Origin of the sequence: Salinigranum rubrum, assembly GCF_002906575.1 — an archaeon.
Lineage (GTDB): Archaea > Halobacteriota > Halobacteria > Halobacteriales > Haloferacaceae > Salinigranum > Salinigranum rubrum.
In genome coordinates, this window is sequence record NZ_CP026309.1 from 1,568,270 (window position 1) to 1,582,106 (window position 13,837).

The window sequence follows — 13,837 nt, forward strand, 5'->3', positions numbered from 1 at the left end:
TTAGTTCCTCAGTGTGTTCAAGATGCCCTCGGCGATGCCGTGTGCGGGGAGGACCTCGTCGGTGTGGCCCGCTTCGATAGCCCGCTTCGGCATGCCGAATATCGCCGATGTCCGCTCGTCCTGTGCGATGGTCGACCCGCCCGCGCGCTTGACCGCGCCCATGCCGTCGACGCCGTCACGACCCATCCCGGTGAGGAGAACCGTCGTGAGCGGGCCGCGAACGACTTCGGCGGCCGACGTCATGGTGTGGTCGATGGCCGGTTTGACGCCGTGGAGTCGGTCGCCGCCGCGGAGTCGAAGCCGGAGTCGGTCGGCCCTGTCGTCGTCGACGAACAGGTGAGAGCCGCCGGGTGCGACCCGGACCTGTCCCGGGCCGACCCGTTCGCCGTCGCGCGCCTCGCGGACCTCGTAGCCACAGCGACTGTCGAGTCGTTTCGCGAACCGTCCGGTGAACCCCTCCGGCATGTGCTGAACGACGAGGATTCGGAGGTCGGCCTCGCGCGGGAGCGCGGCGACCACCTCCTCGACCACGTTCGGTCCGCCCGTCGACGCGCCGATGATGACGGTTCCCCCTTCGGGGAGGGGTCCCGGGCGGCGGGTCCCCGCGGTCCCGGCCGGAGCGGACGCCTGTGCCGTCGGCGTCCGTGTGACGCTCCGCCCCCTCGCGTTGAGGTCGACGGCGGCGGCCGACCGGACCTTGTCGACCAGTTCGCGCTTCACGCGGGGCATCTCCGAGGTCACCTCGCCGCCCGGCTTCGTGACGAAGTCGACCGCGCCGCGGTCGAGCGCCTCGAAGGTGATGTCGGCGTTCTCGTCGGCGTGTGCCGACAGCATCAGCACGGGCGTCGGACACCTCGCCATGATCTCTTCGACCGCCTCGATGCCGTTCTTTCGCGGCATCTCGATGTCCATCGTCACCACGTCGGGAGCGTGTTCGGCGACGACTTCGACCGCCGCCTCCCCGTCGCTCGCGTCGGCGACGACGTCGACGCCGCCCTCCTCGAGGAGTTTCGTGATGAGCGTCCGCATGAACCGCGAGTCGTCGACGACCACGGCCCGCGTTCCGCCCGCCGCGCTCATCGCCACCTCCCAGTCGCATGCACAGTGTGCCGGTCGCCGCCCGCAGGGCCCCGGCGTGGTGGTCCGATTCGCATCTCTGTCACCTCCTTCGATCATACTCTACATAAACGCACCTCGGTAACAATCAGTTGTGATAACACGGGAGGTAGGTTTACATATCGATTCACCGACTGACCGATAACAGACGCGCCAGCGCGTCCGACAGGCACACCATGCACTCGCAGAAGACCTCAGCCAACCCCCAGCCCGCGACGCCGGACCACGAGGAGTCAGAGAGCGCGACCGAGATTCAGGTGCTCGAGTTCAAACTCGGCTCCGAGACGTACTGCGTCGATATCGACTACGTCTCCGAGATCGTCGACAAGGGGTCGCTCACCACGGTTCCGAACGCACCCCACTACGTCGACGGCGTGATGGACCTCCGTGGTCGGACCACCTCCATCGTCAACCCGAAGAGCCTCCTGAACATCCGCGAGGAAACCGAGGCCAAGCGTATCATCATCTTCGACTCCGGGGGGTTCGACGACGACGCCGCCATCGGCTGGGTCGTCGACGAGGTGTACCAGGTCGTCCGGGTCTCGATGAACGACGTGGAGAAGCCGCCGCTCGACAACGACCCCTCCATCGAGGGGATCATCAAACGCGACGACGAACTGGTCATCTGGATCTCCCCCGTGGCGGCGCTCGGCTGACCGTTTTCCTATCCTCTGAACAACACGACGTCCCTATCAGCCGAACAACACGACCCGTATCGACTGTTCCGTGACCCACACGAGGAGCGCGGCCGCCGCGGCGAGGACGACGAGATACGCGAGGTTGACGTCGCTCCGGCGGTGCCGGGCGAGCCTCGCGCGGACGGCGGTTGCGAAGTAGCCACCGAGTGCGACCACGAGGACGAACACCGTCGTCGGCGCGACCGACGCGAGTCCCGTTCCGGGCAGTACGACGAGTGCGACCGACGTCCCGAGCCACTGGACGGCGAACGCCGTCGGGAGCGCCAGGCGGTCCGGCACGCGAGGGAGGCGGGCCGCGACCCCGTCGAACGGCGTCGTTTCGAGGAGTCGACGCGGGGCGACCGATAGCGCCGTCAGCGCCGCCGTCGCGACTATCGCCAGAACGGGGAGCGGGTTCGACCCGGGTGCCGAGTGGGGGTAGAGGACGAACATCGCGGCCACGAGCGCCAGCGCCTGCGGGACGAGGACGCCCGGCGGTCGGTCGAGGCACGCGTCGAGTCGCGGCGTCTTCCCCCGTCGGCGCGGCGCGACGAACGACGGGAGCCACCGCGCCGCCCGCGTCCAGAACCGCCCGACTGTCGCCGCGTACACCAACAGGGCGACGACGACGAACCACTCGGTGAGGACGCCCGACGGCGACAGCGAGAGCGTCGCCCCGAAGGACGCCGCCCGCCGAACGGCGGAGGCGGCGACTGCGACGGCGAGGACGGTGACGCTGACACCGAGGAGAAAGCCCGAGGTGACGAGCAGCGTCGCCGCCATCCCCCGGAGCGAGGTGAGGAGGTTTCGGACGAGCCACACCCCCCGCTCGACGCGCCTCGTCGACCGCCGCCACCGGAGCCGCCAGGTGGTCGGGAGGAGCGTGAACAGTCGACGACCGGCGACGACGCCGAGCCACCCCAGAACGAGCAGTTCGAGCGCAGGGAACGCGAGCGTCGGGAGTGCGGCGAGGACGCCCGTCACGAGGACGAACCCGGCGGTGAGGAGCCCGAACAGCGCCTGGAAACCCGCCCGCGTGCGCGGGTCGACCCTGGCCCTCTGGAACAGCGCGGCGACGTCGGGGAGCCGGTCGGTCGGGACGAACGACGACAGCACCGCGAACGTGGGGCTGACGTACGGCGTCGTGAACTCCCAGTTGTTCGTCCACGACGTGGTCGCCACGGTGACGACGAGCGTCGCCACGACCAGACCCCCGAAGGCGGCCGGCGACACGGTCCCCGAGACGGCGAGGACGACGAGCGCCGCAGCTACCGTCGTGAGGCTGGCGACGCCGAACCGGTACGGGACGGCCGACGTCAGTGCGCGCGCCCGCTCGGGGTACAACTCGGGAGCGCGAGGCAGACGAGCAGCCAGACGAGGAGGGACTCGAGCCCGACCCCGACCCATCCCGGGAACGGTCCCGCCGCGACGACCCACTCCGGCGCCAGTCTCACGCCGGGGAGGGTTCCGAGGGGGAGACCGACGTCACCCCACGGCACGCGTGCGAGGAGTGCGCTCACGGCGAGGACGGCGAGCCCCAGTCCGCGCGTCGAGGTCACTACTCGGCCGGAACCGTGCTCCATCGACTAACGCGATTCGGCGGGGATCTATCAAACTTGTTTACTATATAGCGGAAAGTCACCGATATCGATATGAGTATGCTACCGTTTCTCATCCCCCACGGTATCGCCTCGCGGCGACGAGCAGGAGGTAGCCGACGAGGCCGAGTCCGAACAGCGCGGCGGGGATGAGGAACGGCCCGAACGTCGAGACGAGCGTGTCGACGACCATACCCGTGGTGTGCGGGCGCGGCTAACAGGTCTTCCGTCTCGTCGCTGGCGCGCGTCCCCGCCCGTCGCAGACTCACACGCCGCGGTCGGCCCGTACCAGTCGGTTCGGCCACACCAATGCACACCACGCGACGACTGGCACTCAGAAGTCCAGTGCGACGACGGTCCCGTCGGCGTAGACGACGACGGCGTCGTCGTCGCCGTCGCCGTCCACGTCGCCGAGGGTCGCCCGTCCGAAGAGGCGGTCGAAGCCGGAGTCGCTCGCCTCGGTGCTCACCGAGCGCTCGTACCGCGCCACCACGCTGCCGTCCGACGGATCGAGTTTCGAGACGCTGCCGTCGTGGGCGGGGACGACGAGGTCGGCCGACCCGTCGCCGTCGGTGTCGCCGAGCGACGGCGGCGGCATCATCTGCACCGCCCCGTCCGTGACGCGCGTCGACCACTCCTCCTCGCCGGTCGCGGCGTCGAGCGCGCGGACGGTCCCGCTGTTGTCGGTGACGTACACCTCGCTGTCGCCGTCCCCGTCGCCGTCGCCGAACCCGCCGACGGCAGCGAGCGACCCGACGTCGCGGGACCACGCTATCTCACCACTGGCGCCGTCGACCGCGTAGACGCCGCCGTCGACCGTCGCGACCCAGAGTTCCAGCGCCGGGTCGTCGTCCGCCTGTCCCGCCGCGGCCCACGAGATACCGGGGTCGTCGCCGACGCCGGTCGTCCACGCGACGGAGACGGGCGATGCCGCGTCGTCTGTCGCACCGTCGCTTCCCGTCCCGGGCGAGAGGAGGGTGAGCGTCCCGTCGCGCTGGGCGACGAACACCTCGCGCCCCCCGTCGCCGTCGACGTCGGCGACGACCGGGCGTGCCCAGACGTAGTCGTCGAGCGCGTGCTGCCACTGTCGCTCGCCGCTCGCGCCGAACGCCGTCACGGTCCCGCGGACGTCGACGACGACCGTCTCGGGCGCGTCGCTCCCGCCGAGGTCGGCGACCACGGGACGGGTGTAGCCGTAGTCGTCGAGCGCGCTTCGTCGGAGCAAGTCCCCGTCGCGGCTGTAGACGCGGAGGTCATCCTCGGTGGTGGCGACGAGCACCTCCTGCTCCCCGTCGTCGTTCGCGTCGGCCACGGTGGGGTCGGCGACAGCGTGGATGGTACACTCGTCGACGGGCGCGCGCCACACCACCCCGCCGTCCGTACTGTGGAGCGCGACCAGTTCACAGCCCTCGGTCGTTCCCGGGCCGCTCAGCGGGGCGTACACCCGGCCGCCGGCGACCGCCGGAGCGTGGTGGTTTCCGCCGATCTCTCGACCCGTGTCGCTCACCCACAGCGGCGTCTCCGTCGCCGACCCGTCGGGGACGCCGAGTCCGGTCGCGCCGACGACGGCGACGAGGAGGCTCCCGGCGAGGAGGGCGACCGCCACCGCCCCGACCGTGCGGGTCGTCTCCGACGCCCCGAAGACACGACCGGCCACGAGGACGCCGACTCCCACGAGCGCGAGGCCGACCGCGACGCCGACCCAGGGGGAACGTCGACGAGCGGCGAGGTGCCCTGTGAGACGCCGCCGTGTGCGACTGCGGGGTGCGCGACGGCGCTCAGTGCGATGACGACGACCAGCAGCACACCGGCGAGTCGCCTCGCTGTCGTCGACGCTCGACCCCAGTCCATAGCGGTGAGTGGGGAAGAGGCGGTAAAACGGGGTCGATTCGGGCTCAGATCCAGCCGAGGTACGACAGCGACACGCCGACCTGTGCGACGCCGGCGACGACCATGACGAGCGCGGCGACGCGCTGGACGGTGTCGGTGTGTCGTGAGACGCTCCCGAGCGCGTCGCTTCCGACGGCCGAGAGGAGCGTCACGCCGAGGAGCGGGAGCGCGACCGAGACGGCGTAGACGCCGACGACGGCGACCGCCTGCTCCGTCGGGAGCGTGAGCGCCTGAGCGGCGACGCCGAAGACGACGGGGAGCACACAGCCGGCCGCGGCGACGGCGTACACGCCGCCGAAGAGGACGAACCCGGACGCCGACGCGCGGCGCTCGGGGAGCAGCAGGTGGACGCTGGGTGCCCGGCCGCTCAGGAGCGCGAGTCCGAAGACGATGAGGGCGACGCCGACCACCGGTTCGAGGAACGCGAGGTTCGAGACGACGCGCGTGCCGAACGCCACGAGCGCGCCACCGACGAGGCCGAGAACGGCGAGCGCACCGACCGTCGCGGCGGTACCGCGGACGACCGCGCCGCCGATATCGGCCTCTTCCCGGCTCAGGTAGTAGCCGACGTACCCCGGTAAGAGTGGGTACGCACACGGCGCAAAGAACGTCGCTAGCCCCGCGCTGAGCGCGAAGACGACGGTTCCGGAGAACGCCGAGGCCGGGGTCGCCTGGAGCAACGGCATCAGACGACGGCCGCGAGTTCCTCGCGGAGTTGCGACTCGCTGGCGACGCCTCTGTGGGTCCAGACGATTTTACCCGAGCGGTCGGCGAGGGCGAGATAGGGGAGGCCGCCCGCCCCGAGTTCGCTCATGAGTCGACTTTCGGGGTCGTGTCCGACCGTCCAGCGGCCGTCGTGGTCGGCCCACCACCGGCGGATGTCGTCCATCGTGAGCCCCCCGCCGATGCGCTCGTTCGTCACCGAGACGAACGCGACGCGGTCGCCGAACGACTCGTAGGCGGGGACGAGGCTCCGCATCTGCGCTTCACACGGGACACACCACGTCGCGAAGAGATCGACGAGCGTCGGTCGGTCGGGGACCGGAACGCGCTGCCGGCCGGCGGTCGACCCGCGGGCGTCGACGGTGTCGACGGTGACCGCATCACCCCTCTCGCCGAGGCCGTTGAACGCGACGTAACCCGCGCCGCCAGTCAGCGCGAGGCCGCCGACCGCGGCGATAGCCTGTCGGCGCTTCATCGACTCGTCCCCCCGTCAGCGGTGAAACCCATCGTTCGTAGCTCCTTACTCTCGTGATAACGTCCGTGCGGTGTTGTGTGTTCCGTCTGCGCACCGAGGGGGCGAATCCGGATCAGGACTGGGCGCGCTCGACGGCCGCCCGCACCGCGTCGAACGTCGCGGTCACCTCCTGGCCGTTCACGAACACCGTCGGGGTGCCCTGTACCCCCATATCGAGGCCGCGCTGGCGGTCGGCTTCGAGGACCGGCCGATACCGGCCGTTCTCCGCGGCCGCGCGGACGTCACAGCCGTCCGCGCCCACGTCGTTCGCCAGCGACTCGACGAGCGACATCGAGTACGACCCCTGGTTCTCGAAGAGCGACTTCGCGTACGCGAAGAACGTCTCGTCGTCGGTCGAATCCTGTACGGCGCGGGCGGCGCTCGCGGCCGCCCACGACCACTGCTGGCTCACCGGAATCGGGAGGTCGTGGTGCTCGTAGCGGACGTCGCCCCCGACGAGTTCGCTCTCAATCGAGGGGAACTCCTCTAAGTGGTACGTCTGACAGTGCGGACAGGAGAAGTCCTCGAACGACATGACCGTCACGCCGGCGTCGTCGGGACCGAGCGAGGGCGCCGGGAGCGATTCGACGGGCGAGCGTGCGGAGAGGTCGCAGTTCGAGTCGCCGCCGCCGGAACCGGTGACGGAGCCGAGACAGCCGGCCGTCGCGACGAGTGTCGCGCCGGTGCCGGCCAGGAGGGCACGTCGGGTCGTGTGCATACCCGACATGAAGCAGCAGGGATACTTAGGCGGCGTGGTAGGGGGCCAACACCGATTTGTACGCACCGACCCTCCCGGGAGACATGCCGACCGTCCGTTTCCGCGGCCGTGCGTTCGAGTGTGCCCACGGCGCCGTTCTCCGAGACGTCCTCCTCGCTGGCGACGAATCGCCGCACAACGGCGCGTCGGGAGTCGTAAACTGCCGCGGCCTCGGCTCCTGTGGCACGTGTGCGGTCGAGGTGTCGGGCCCGGTTTCCGACCGGACGCGCCGGGAGCGACTGCGACTGCGCGTCCCGCCGCACGACCCCGACTCGGGCCTCCGACTCGCCTGTCAAACGCGGGTCCACGGTGACGTCACGGTCGAGAAACGCGAGGGGTTCTGGGGCCAGCACGGTGCCGAGGGGCGCGACGGTCAGCCGTGAGAGTGCGGCGTGCTCAGTCGCCGTCCGCCCGACGCCACTCTTCGAGCGTGAACCGCTCGTACTCGGTCTCGGAGACGAGCGTCCACTCGGATTCGTCGAACTGCGGATAGTAGCTGTCTCCCTCGTACTCCCCGTGGACGCGGCTCAGGAACATCCGGTCCAGATGCGGCTGGAACAGGTCGTAGATGCCGGCCCCGCCGATGACGTACGCGGCGTCCGCACCTTCGGCGGCGGCGATGTCGATGGCCTCGTCGACGTCGGCCGCGTGGACGGCGCTGTCGACGTCGAACGACCGGGCCGAGCGGCTGAGGACGACCTGTGTCGCGCCGGGGAGGTCGTCGAGCATCGACTCGAACGTCCGCCGACCGAGGATGACCGGAGACCCGGAGATGCGTGCGCGGTACTGCTCTTTGTCGGCGGGGATGCTCGGCCACGGCAGTTCGCCATCCTTGCCGATGACGTGGTCGTCGGTGAGCGCGGCGACGGAGACGAGTTCCATACCGGAGATAGCCGCTGGTCGGGCCAAAGCCCTTCGCTCTCGACTCGCCCTGTATCCGTATCACCGAGTTTTTATCCGGGCCACGCAGAGGGTGGAGTATGAGCTTCGAGAAAGACGACACCGTCGTCCTGCACGACAAACACAGCGAGTTCGACGGCGAGGTCGGGACGGTGACGCAGGTCATGGAGACGATGTTCGGCGACGCGACGTACACGGTGAGCTTCGACGACGGCCAGGAGACGGGCGTCCCCGAGGACCAGCTCGAAGCGGCCGACGACGAAGACGAAGAGTAACCGTGGCTCGCGTCCCGTTCCACTACGTCGACCTGCGGGCGTTCTCCTACGAGACGGAGGACGAGGCGCGGGTCGAGGCGGCGCTTCGGACGTTCCTCCCCGAGGAGTTCGAGGTGGAGCGGGCAGAGAGCCGTGGGCATCACGGCGACCGTATCGTCGTCCGCTCGGCGCGCGTCGAACGGGCCGACGACGTCCGGCACGTCCTCGCACAGGTCGCGGCCGCCCCCGACTACGACCGCATCTTCGACGAACTCGACGATCGGATCACCGACAACTGCGAACTGTTCCTCCGCTTCGACAAGCAGGCGGCGTTCCGCGGCGAGGTCAGCCTCGGAAGCGGCATCACCTTCCGTGCGAAGGTCGAGGCGTACCCCGCCAAGCGTGAGGCGGCGCTGGAGAACGCCCGCGACGCGCTCGACGCTGTCCGCGACGAAACCGAGCACGGCCGCGACTGAAGCCGGCGCGTCGGTGGGGTGGGTTCTGGCGAACAGGTGACACTAACGAGAGCCACGAGGCGGTGTGTCACGCTACCGCGGAGCGCCCCGCGAACCGAATCAGGTCACGAGGCGGGGTGGCCACGTTCCGGGATATCAATCTTCGCCGCCTCCGCCGCTGCGTCCGGACGAGATGACACGCCGGTTCACGGAAGGTAGAGGGACGGACGAGGCGAAAACGGTTAGTTCGTCCGCGTTCATGATAGGTTTCGTGATAGACGCGGTGATCGGACTCCTCGACGGACTGTCGGCGTGGCAAGCGACGCTCGTCGTCCTCGCACTCTCGCTCGGCGGGGCGCTCATCGCCGAGATGGTCGTCATCCGCGGGGCCTCCCGCCTCGTGCGGCGGACGGACACCCAGTTCGACAACATCGTCGTCCGGAACATCCGGTGGCCGGTCGTCGTCTCCGTGGGTCTCGTTGGCATCTACGTGCTGACGCGAACCCCCGCCGTCGTCGAGAGTACGCTCATCACCGCCGAGCAGTTGGACACCTTCTTCGGGCGACCGTCGCTCGTCGTCATCATCGTCACGTGGGCGTGGGCGCTCAACAACCTCGTCACGGAGGCGGTCGAGGAGGTGAAAGAGCGGGGAAGCCGGTTCGACTTCGCGCCCGTCTTCTCGAACGTCTGGACGCTCGTCGTCGCCGTCGGCACCGTCGCCGCCCTCCTGCGGCTGTACAACATCGACATCACGCCCCTGCTCGGCGCGGCCGGCGTCGCCGGCATCGCCGTCGGGTTCGCCGCGAAGGACACCGTCGCCAACTTCTTCGGGGGCATCGCCCTCTATTTCGACGACACGTACAAGCTCGGCGACTACATCGTCCTCGACTCGGGGGAGGCCGGCACCGTCGTCGAGGTGGGCATCCGCTCGACCACGCTCATGACGCGCGACGAGGTGCTCGTGACGGTCCCCAACTCGGCGCTGAACGCCGCGAAAATCGTCAACGAGTCCGCCCCACAGCGCCGTCGACGTATCCGCGTCCCCATCGGCGTCGCCTACGGCACCGACCTCGACGAGTTCGAAGAACTCGTCGTCGGAATCGCCGAAGAGGAGTCGCTCGTCCTCGACTCGCCGAAGCCGCGGATGCGCTTCCGGCGGTTCGGCGACTCGGCGCTGGAGTACGAACTCCTCTGCTGGGTCGCGAGTCCGACCCGCCGCGCCCGCGCGACGCACGAACTCAACCGGACCATCTACACGGCACTCGCCGCCCGGGGTATCGAAATCCCGTACCCGAAGCGGGACCTCACGGTAACCAACGTTCCCGGGGAGGCGGACACCCCGGCAGGGCCGTCGTCACCGCTCGGTCGCGAGGAGAGCGGTGAGGCCGTCGAAGGCGTGCCGAACGAGACCGACGGCGTACCGAGCGAAACCGACGGCGGTCACGAGCACCACCGGTAACCGGAGAACGGTCAGGCGAGTTCGGCGAGCGCGAGGAGGACGCTGGGCGCGGCCACGAGCACCACCCCTACGACGATCAAGAGTGCGGGGAGCACCAGCAGTCCCGTCTCGGTGAACAGCCAGAGCCCGAGACCCGCGGCGATAGCGAGGAGGCCGACGACGCGGAGGAGCCAGACGACGACGCCCTCGAGTTCCGATTCGGCGACGAGTTCGGCGGCTTCGAGTGCTTCGTCCATCTCGCTCGTGACTGTCCGCTTCGCGGACTTAGTTCGTTTGGACTCCGCTCGGGACGACCGGGTCACGTTTCGAGGCGGGTGTGTCCCCCCGGTTACCGCACGTCCTCTACGTCCCCGTCGGCGTCGGCAACGCCCGCAGCGACCGCGGCGGGACGAGGTAGTTCCCCCGCCGGGTCACGAAGATGTACTCCAGAATTCCGTTGTTGACGCGCTGGCGAATCGTGGGGATGTCGGTGAGGTCGGCGCCGTTCATCGCCTCGCGGACCGCCTCGAACGACTCGATGTTTCGTTGGAGGGAGGGGAAGTGCAGGCTCGCCTCGCCGTCGTCGGTCGACTCGACGTGGCGTCTGAGGAGCAGCGGCTCTCCGTCGGCGTCCCGGTTGGCCCGTGCGGCCTTCTGGGCGTGGCCCACGCGGCCGAAGTTCCGCGCCTGCTCGCGGATGGTCTCGACCACCTCTTCGTCGACGCCGCTGAAGTCGCCGAGGTCGTTCCCGACGCCCTCGACGAGTCCCCGCTCGGCGTGCAGCGGCGAGAACATCTCCATCACCCGTTCTTCGAAGTCCTGCTCGCCGTACCAGTCGTCGAGTCGCTGGCGGATGGTCGCGAGATGTTTGGTCGTCCCGCCGGCGAACGGTCCCTCCTGGATGTTCACCGCCGATTCGGTCGCCTGGTTTCCCCGGAATCCGGCCTTGAACCCCATGAACAGCGGTGACTCCTCCGGAACGGGACCCCCGCTCGGGATGCCCTTCACCTCGCCCTGCCGTTCGGCGGGCATCCCCGCACCGATGAACCCCGTCCGTCGCAGGGTGACCGAGAACACCGCCGAAAGCGACGTCTCGACCTCGAGACCGTTCATCTCCTCTCGTTCGCCGAGGAGCGCCTGCTCGGCTTCGAGCAGGGCGTCCGGGCGGTCCGACGCCAGGTGCAGGAGGGCGTCCTGTGTGTCGAACTCCGGCGTCTCGAACGAGGAGAGTCGGCGCGGGTCGGGCAACGGATACGCCAGGTCGGCGTCGAACCGTCCGAAGTACGCGGGGGTGTACGCGAGCGAGGAGAGGAGGCCGGCGTGGCTCCACTGGTAGGCGCGGTCGAGCGTCCCCATCGCCGACTCGACGGCCGCGCGGTCGTCCTCGGTCGGGGGGCCGTCGCCGTCGAGCGCGAGCGAGAGGAACACGTGGTGTGGCGGGAGTTCGTGGTTGCCGGCATCGTCGGTGTTCAGGAAGTCGTTCCAGCGGTGCTGTCCCTCGGGCAATTCCGCGGACGGGCTCCCGCGGGGCACGGGCTCTTCGGCCTCGCTGAGGCAGGCCGAGAGCGCCGTCGCCCCGCCCGTCGCCACCGCGAGTTTCAGCGCGTCCCGCCGGGACAGGTCGCGGTCGAACACGCGGACAGTTGGGAAGGGCAGGATAAACCGTTGTCGCCGATTTTCACGCCCCGAGGAGGAGACAAGCGTCTTTACTCGGTGGCTCGTAACCACGGCCGATGAACAGACGTTCGTTTCTCGCGAGCGGCACCGCGCTCGGCGCGGTTGCGACGGCTGGCTGTCTGGGAGCCGTCGGGTTCGGCGACTCGAACCCGAACGTCGCGCTCGGCGCGCCCGACCGAACCGCCGACGTGTCGAGCGAGGACCTCCCGTACCCCGCCTGGGGCCAGCGCGTCCCCGACGTGACCCTCCCCGCCCCGCTCTCGGGGCAGGACGTCTCGTTCCGCGGCGTCGACCGCCCCTTCCTGACGACGTTCGTCTTCACGAACTGCATGACGGCCTGCCCGGTGTTGCTCTCGACGCTCCGGGAAGTGCAGGTCCACTCGGTTCAGGAGGGGTACGCCGACGAGGTGGCCTTCTACCCGATGACGTTCGACCCCGCGCGGGACGACGCCGAGGCGCTCCGTGCCGAACTCGAACAGTTCAACGTCGATTCTTCAGTGGAGAACTGGCAGTTCCTCCGCCCCGAAACCGAAGAGAGAGCGAAGGAGGTAATCACCGACCAGTTCGGCGTCACCTTCCAGAAAGAGGAGGTCGAAGACGGACCGTACATGTTCGTCCACCTCAGCCTGATCATCCTCGTAAACGCCGACGGCTACGTCGAGCGCGCGTACCGCGGTCAGCAGACGGACGAAGGGCAGGTCATCGCGGACCTCCGGAAGGTGCGGAACGCATGAGCGGGATGAACCGCCGCCGCTTCCTCGGCGCCGTCGGTGCCGCGGGCGTCGCCGGCCTCGCGGGCTGTGCGGGCTTTTCGACCACGACGTACAGTTCCGAACCGCCGCTGGTCGAGAACCCGCCCGACGGCGTCTACGTACCGTCACACATCGAGGGGATGGAGATGGTCGGGATGGGCATGGCGGGCGACGCGCGGGTGGCCGTCACCTACAGCTATCCGCACCGGTTCTGGACCGTCGAACAGAACGGGCAGGAGTTCACGACCCAGCGGGTCGACATCGCCGACGACGACGCGGTCCACCTGATGGCGAGCGTGTGGGACCCCGAGACCGGCGTCGTCCTCCCGAACACGGGGCTGTCGATGGAAATCCGCACCGACGCTGGCCTCGTGAGCCAGGAGGTCGTCTACCCCATGCTCTCCCAGCAGATGGGCTTTCACTACGGCGCGAACTTTCCCCTGGACGGAAACGACGTCTACGACGTCACCGTCAGCGTCGGCGCGCCCAGCGTGGAGCGGTTCGGATCGCTCGCGAATCGCTTCACCCAACCGGCGACCGCGACCGTCTCCTTCGACTACCGCGAGGGTGCCCGCAACGAGATCGAGTACACCGTGTTCGAGGAGTCCCGTCGGGGCCAGCGCGACGCCGTCGCCCCGATGTCGATGGAGATGATGCCGGTCGGACGGGTCCCCGACTCGGTCCCGGGAACCGCGCTCGGCGAGGCGACCGTCGGCGACCTCGTCCTCCGCGGTCACGTCGTCGACGCGGAGCGGTTCGGCGACGACCCGTACCTCGTAGTCACCGCCGCGACGCCGTACAACGACCTCGTCGTCCCGGGAATGGCGCTCTCGGCTCGCGTCCCCGGCGACGGCCGCGCGGCGTTCTCGGGGGGCCTCGACCCCGCGCTCGACCCCGACCTCGGCTTCCACTACGGCGCGCCCGTCTCCGTCTCCGGCGGCGTCGACGCGGTCGAACTCACCGTCGAGATTCCACCCCAGGTCGCCCGACACGAGGGGTACGAGACGGCCTTCCTCGAAACCGGCACGGTGACACTCTCGGCCTAACGGACGGACGACAACCCTTTCGTCCGTCCGCCGACTTTCC

The 13,837-nt window shown here is 69.3% G+C and carries 17 protein-coding genes; 7 read left to right on the forward strand and 10 right to left on the reverse strand.

Features of this window, described 5'->3' with window-relative positions; translation table 11 throughout:
- Nucleotides 1–1,080, reverse strand: coding sequence for a chemotaxis-specific protein-glutamate methyltransferase CheB (cheB, locus tag C2R22_RS07785; RefSeq protein WP_103425256.1), 1,080 nt, complete (start codon nucleotides 1,078–1,080; stop codon nucleotides 1–3).
- 212 nt (nucleotides 1,081–1,292) lie between these two features.
- On the opposite strand from cheB, the gene C2R22_RS07790 reads away from it, so the two are divergent.
- Nucleotides 1,293–1,772 carry a chemotaxis protein CheW gene (locus C2R22_RS07790; protein ID WP_103425257.1) on the forward strand — a complete coding sequence of 160 codons (480 nt, stop codon included), beginning with the start codon at nucleotides 1,293–1,295 and terminating at the stop codon, nucleotides 1,770–1,772.
- 36 nt (nucleotides 1,773–1,808) lie between these two features.
- Here C2R22_RS07790 and C2R22_RS07795 read toward each other — a convergent pair whose 3' ends face one another.
- The 6 genes from C2R22_RS07795 to C2R22_RS07820 all read right to left on the reverse strand — a co-directional run bounded on the left by C2R22_RS07795 (nucleotide 1,809) and on the right by C2R22_RS07820 (nucleotide 7,236).
- Complete coding sequence (locus C2R22_RS07795) at nucleotides 1,809–3,137, reverse strand: hypothetical protein (protein WP_103425258.1); 1,329 nt, start codon at nucleotides 3,135–3,137, stop codon at nucleotides 1,809–1,811.
- Entirely contained in the window at nucleotides 3,110–3,352 is a 243-nt protein-coding gene (locus tag C2R22_RS07800) for a hypothetical protein (RefSeq protein WP_162562419.1), read from the reverse strand. Before C2R22_RS07800 ends, C2R22_RS07795 begins: the two co-directional genes overlap by 28 nt.
- Before the next feature lie 373 nt (nucleotides 3,353–3,725).
- Nucleotides 3,726–5,048, reverse strand: coding sequence for an outer membrane protein assembly factor BamB family protein (locus C2R22_RS07805; protein WP_245902925.1), 1,323 nt, complete (start codon nucleotides 5,046–5,048; stop codon nucleotides 3,726–3,728).
- Between the two features lie 238 nt (nucleotides 5,049–5,286).
- On the reverse strand, nucleotides 5,287–5,967 hold the full coding sequence (locus C2R22_RS07810) for a cytochrome c biogenesis CcdA family protein (protein ID WP_103425260.1): 681 nt from the start codon (nucleotides 5,965–5,967) through the stop codon (nucleotides 5,287–5,289).
- Entirely contained in the window at nucleotides 5,967–6,479 is a 513-nt protein-coding gene (locus C2R22_RS07815) for a TlpA family protein disulfide reductase (RefSeq protein ID WP_103425261.1), read from the reverse strand. The genes C2R22_RS07810 and C2R22_RS07815 overlap by 1 nt, the downstream gene beginning before the upstream one ends.
- Nucleotides 6,480–6,591: 112 nt before the next feature.
- Entirely contained in the window at nucleotides 6,592–7,236 is a 645-nt protein-coding gene (locus tag C2R22_RS07820) for a DsbA family protein (protein WP_103425262.1), read from the reverse strand.
- 83 nt (nucleotides 7,237–7,319) lie between these two features.
- On the opposite strand from C2R22_RS07820, the gene C2R22_RS07825 reads away from it, so the two are divergent.
- Nucleotides 7,320–7,658 (forward strand): 2Fe-2S iron-sulfur cluster-binding protein, encoded by a 339-nt coding sequence (locus C2R22_RS07825; protein WP_103425263.1) that lies wholly within the window; start codon nucleotides 7,320–7,322, stop codon nucleotides 7,656–7,658.
- A gap of 13 nt (nucleotides 7,659–7,671) precedes the next feature.
- On the opposite strand, the gene C2R22_RS07830 is transcribed toward C2R22_RS07825, so the two are convergent.
- Complete coding sequence (locus tag C2R22_RS07830) at nucleotides 7,672–8,157, reverse strand: dihydrofolate reductase (protein WP_103425264.1); 486 nt, start codon at nucleotides 8,155–8,157, stop codon at nucleotides 7,672–7,674.
- Nucleotides 8,158–8,255: 98 nt separating this feature from the next.
- Here C2R22_RS07830 and C2R22_RS07835 point away from each other — a divergent pair, with 98 nt between their 5' ends.
- From C2R22_RS07835 to C2R22_RS07845, 3 genes are all read left to right on the forward strand, one after another.
- A complete protein-coding gene (locus C2R22_RS07835) occupies nucleotides 8,256–8,450 on the forward strand; it encodes a DUF1918 domain-containing protein (RefSeq protein WP_103425265.1) in 195 nt (64 codons plus the stop codon).
- A 2-nt stretch (nucleotides 8,451–8,452) separates the two neighbouring features.
- Entirely contained in the window at nucleotides 8,453–8,905 is a 453-nt protein-coding gene (locus C2R22_RS07840; RefSeq protein WP_103425266.1) for an RNA-binding protein, read from the forward strand.
- A 250-nt stretch (nucleotides 8,906–9,155) separates the two neighbouring features.
- Entirely contained in the window at nucleotides 9,156–10,343 is a 1,188-nt protein-coding gene (locus C2R22_RS07845) for a mechanosensitive ion channel family protein (RefSeq protein ID WP_245902926.1), read from the forward strand.
- A gap of 11 nt (nucleotides 10,344–10,354) precedes the next feature.
- On the opposite strand, the gene C2R22_RS07850 is transcribed toward C2R22_RS07845, so the two are convergent.
- Together C2R22_RS07850 and C2R22_RS07855 are read right to left on the reverse strand one after the other, a co-directional pair.
- A complete protein-coding gene (locus C2R22_RS07850) occupies nucleotides 10,355–10,579 on the reverse strand; it encodes a hypothetical protein (RefSeq protein WP_103425267.1) in 225 nt (74 codons plus the stop codon).
- 106 nt (nucleotides 10,580–10,685) lie between these two features.
- Complete coding sequence (locus C2R22_RS07855) at nucleotides 10,686–11,957, reverse strand: DUF7405 family protein (RefSeq protein ID WP_103425268.1); 1,272 nt, start codon at nucleotides 11,955–11,957, stop codon at nucleotides 10,686–10,688.
- A 98-nt stretch (nucleotides 11,958–12,055) separates the two neighbouring features.
- Between C2R22_RS07855 and C2R22_RS07860 the strand changes: the two genes are divergently transcribed.
- On the forward strand, nucleotides 12,056–12,733 hold the full coding sequence (locus C2R22_RS07860; protein ID WP_103425269.1) for an SCO family protein: 678 nt from the start codon (nucleotides 12,056–12,058) through the stop codon (nucleotides 12,731–12,733).
- A gap of 5 nt (nucleotides 12,734–12,738) precedes the next feature.
- Nucleotides 12,739–13,797 carry an iron transporter gene (locus tag C2R22_RS07865; protein ID WP_103427613.1) on the forward strand — a complete coding sequence of 353 codons (1,059 nt, stop codon included), beginning with the start codon at nucleotides 12,739–12,741 and terminating at the stop codon, nucleotides 13,795–13,797.
- The last annotated feature ends 40 nt before the right edge of the window (nucleotides 13,798–13,837 follow it).

Bases quoted from the DNA above. Each gene is read 5' to 3' on its own strand.
- cheB (WP_103425256.1), bottom strand. From the start codon at position 1,080: ATGAGCGCGGCGGGCGGAACGCGGGCCGTGGTCGTCGACGACTCGCGG.
- C2R22_RS07790 (WP_103425257.1), top strand. From the start codon at position 1,293: ATGCACTCGCAGAAGACCTCAGCCAACCCCCAGCCCGCGACGCCGGAC.
- C2R22_RS07810 (WP_103425260.1), bottom strand. From the start codon at position 5,967: ATGCCGTTGCTCCAGGCGACCCCGGCCTCGGCGTTCTCCGGAACCGTC.
- C2R22_RS07815 (WP_103425261.1), bottom strand. From the start codon at position 6,479: ATGAAGCGCCGACAGGCTATCGCCGCGGTCGGCGGCCTCGCGCTGACT.
- C2R22_RS07820 (WP_103425262.1), bottom strand. From the start codon at position 7,236: ATGCACACGACCCGACGTGCCCTCCTGGCCGGCACCGGCGCGACACTC.
- C2R22_RS07825 (WP_103425263.1), top strand. From the start codon at position 7,320: ATGCCGACCGTCCGTTTCCGCGGCCGTGCGTTCGAGTGTGCCCACGGC.
- C2R22_RS07830 (WP_103425264.1), bottom strand. From the start codon at position 8,157: ATGGAACTCGTCTCCGTCGCCGCGCTCACCGACGACCACGTCATCGGC.
- C2R22_RS07835 (WP_103425265.1), top strand. From the start codon at position 8,256: ATGAGCTTCGAGAAAGACGACACCGTCGTCCTGCACGACAAACACAGC.
- C2R22_RS07850 (WP_103425267.1), bottom strand. From the start codon at position 10,579: ATGGACGAAGCACTCGAAGCCGCCGAACTCGTCGCCGAATCGGAACTC.
- C2R22_RS07860 (WP_103425269.1), top strand. From the start codon at position 12,056: ATGAACAGACGTTCGTTTCTCGCGAGCGGCACCGCGCTCGGCGCGGTT.
- C2R22_RS07865 (WP_103427613.1), top strand. From the start codon at position 12,739: ATGAACCGCCGCCGCTTCCTCGGCGCCGTCGGTGCCGCGGGCGTCGCC.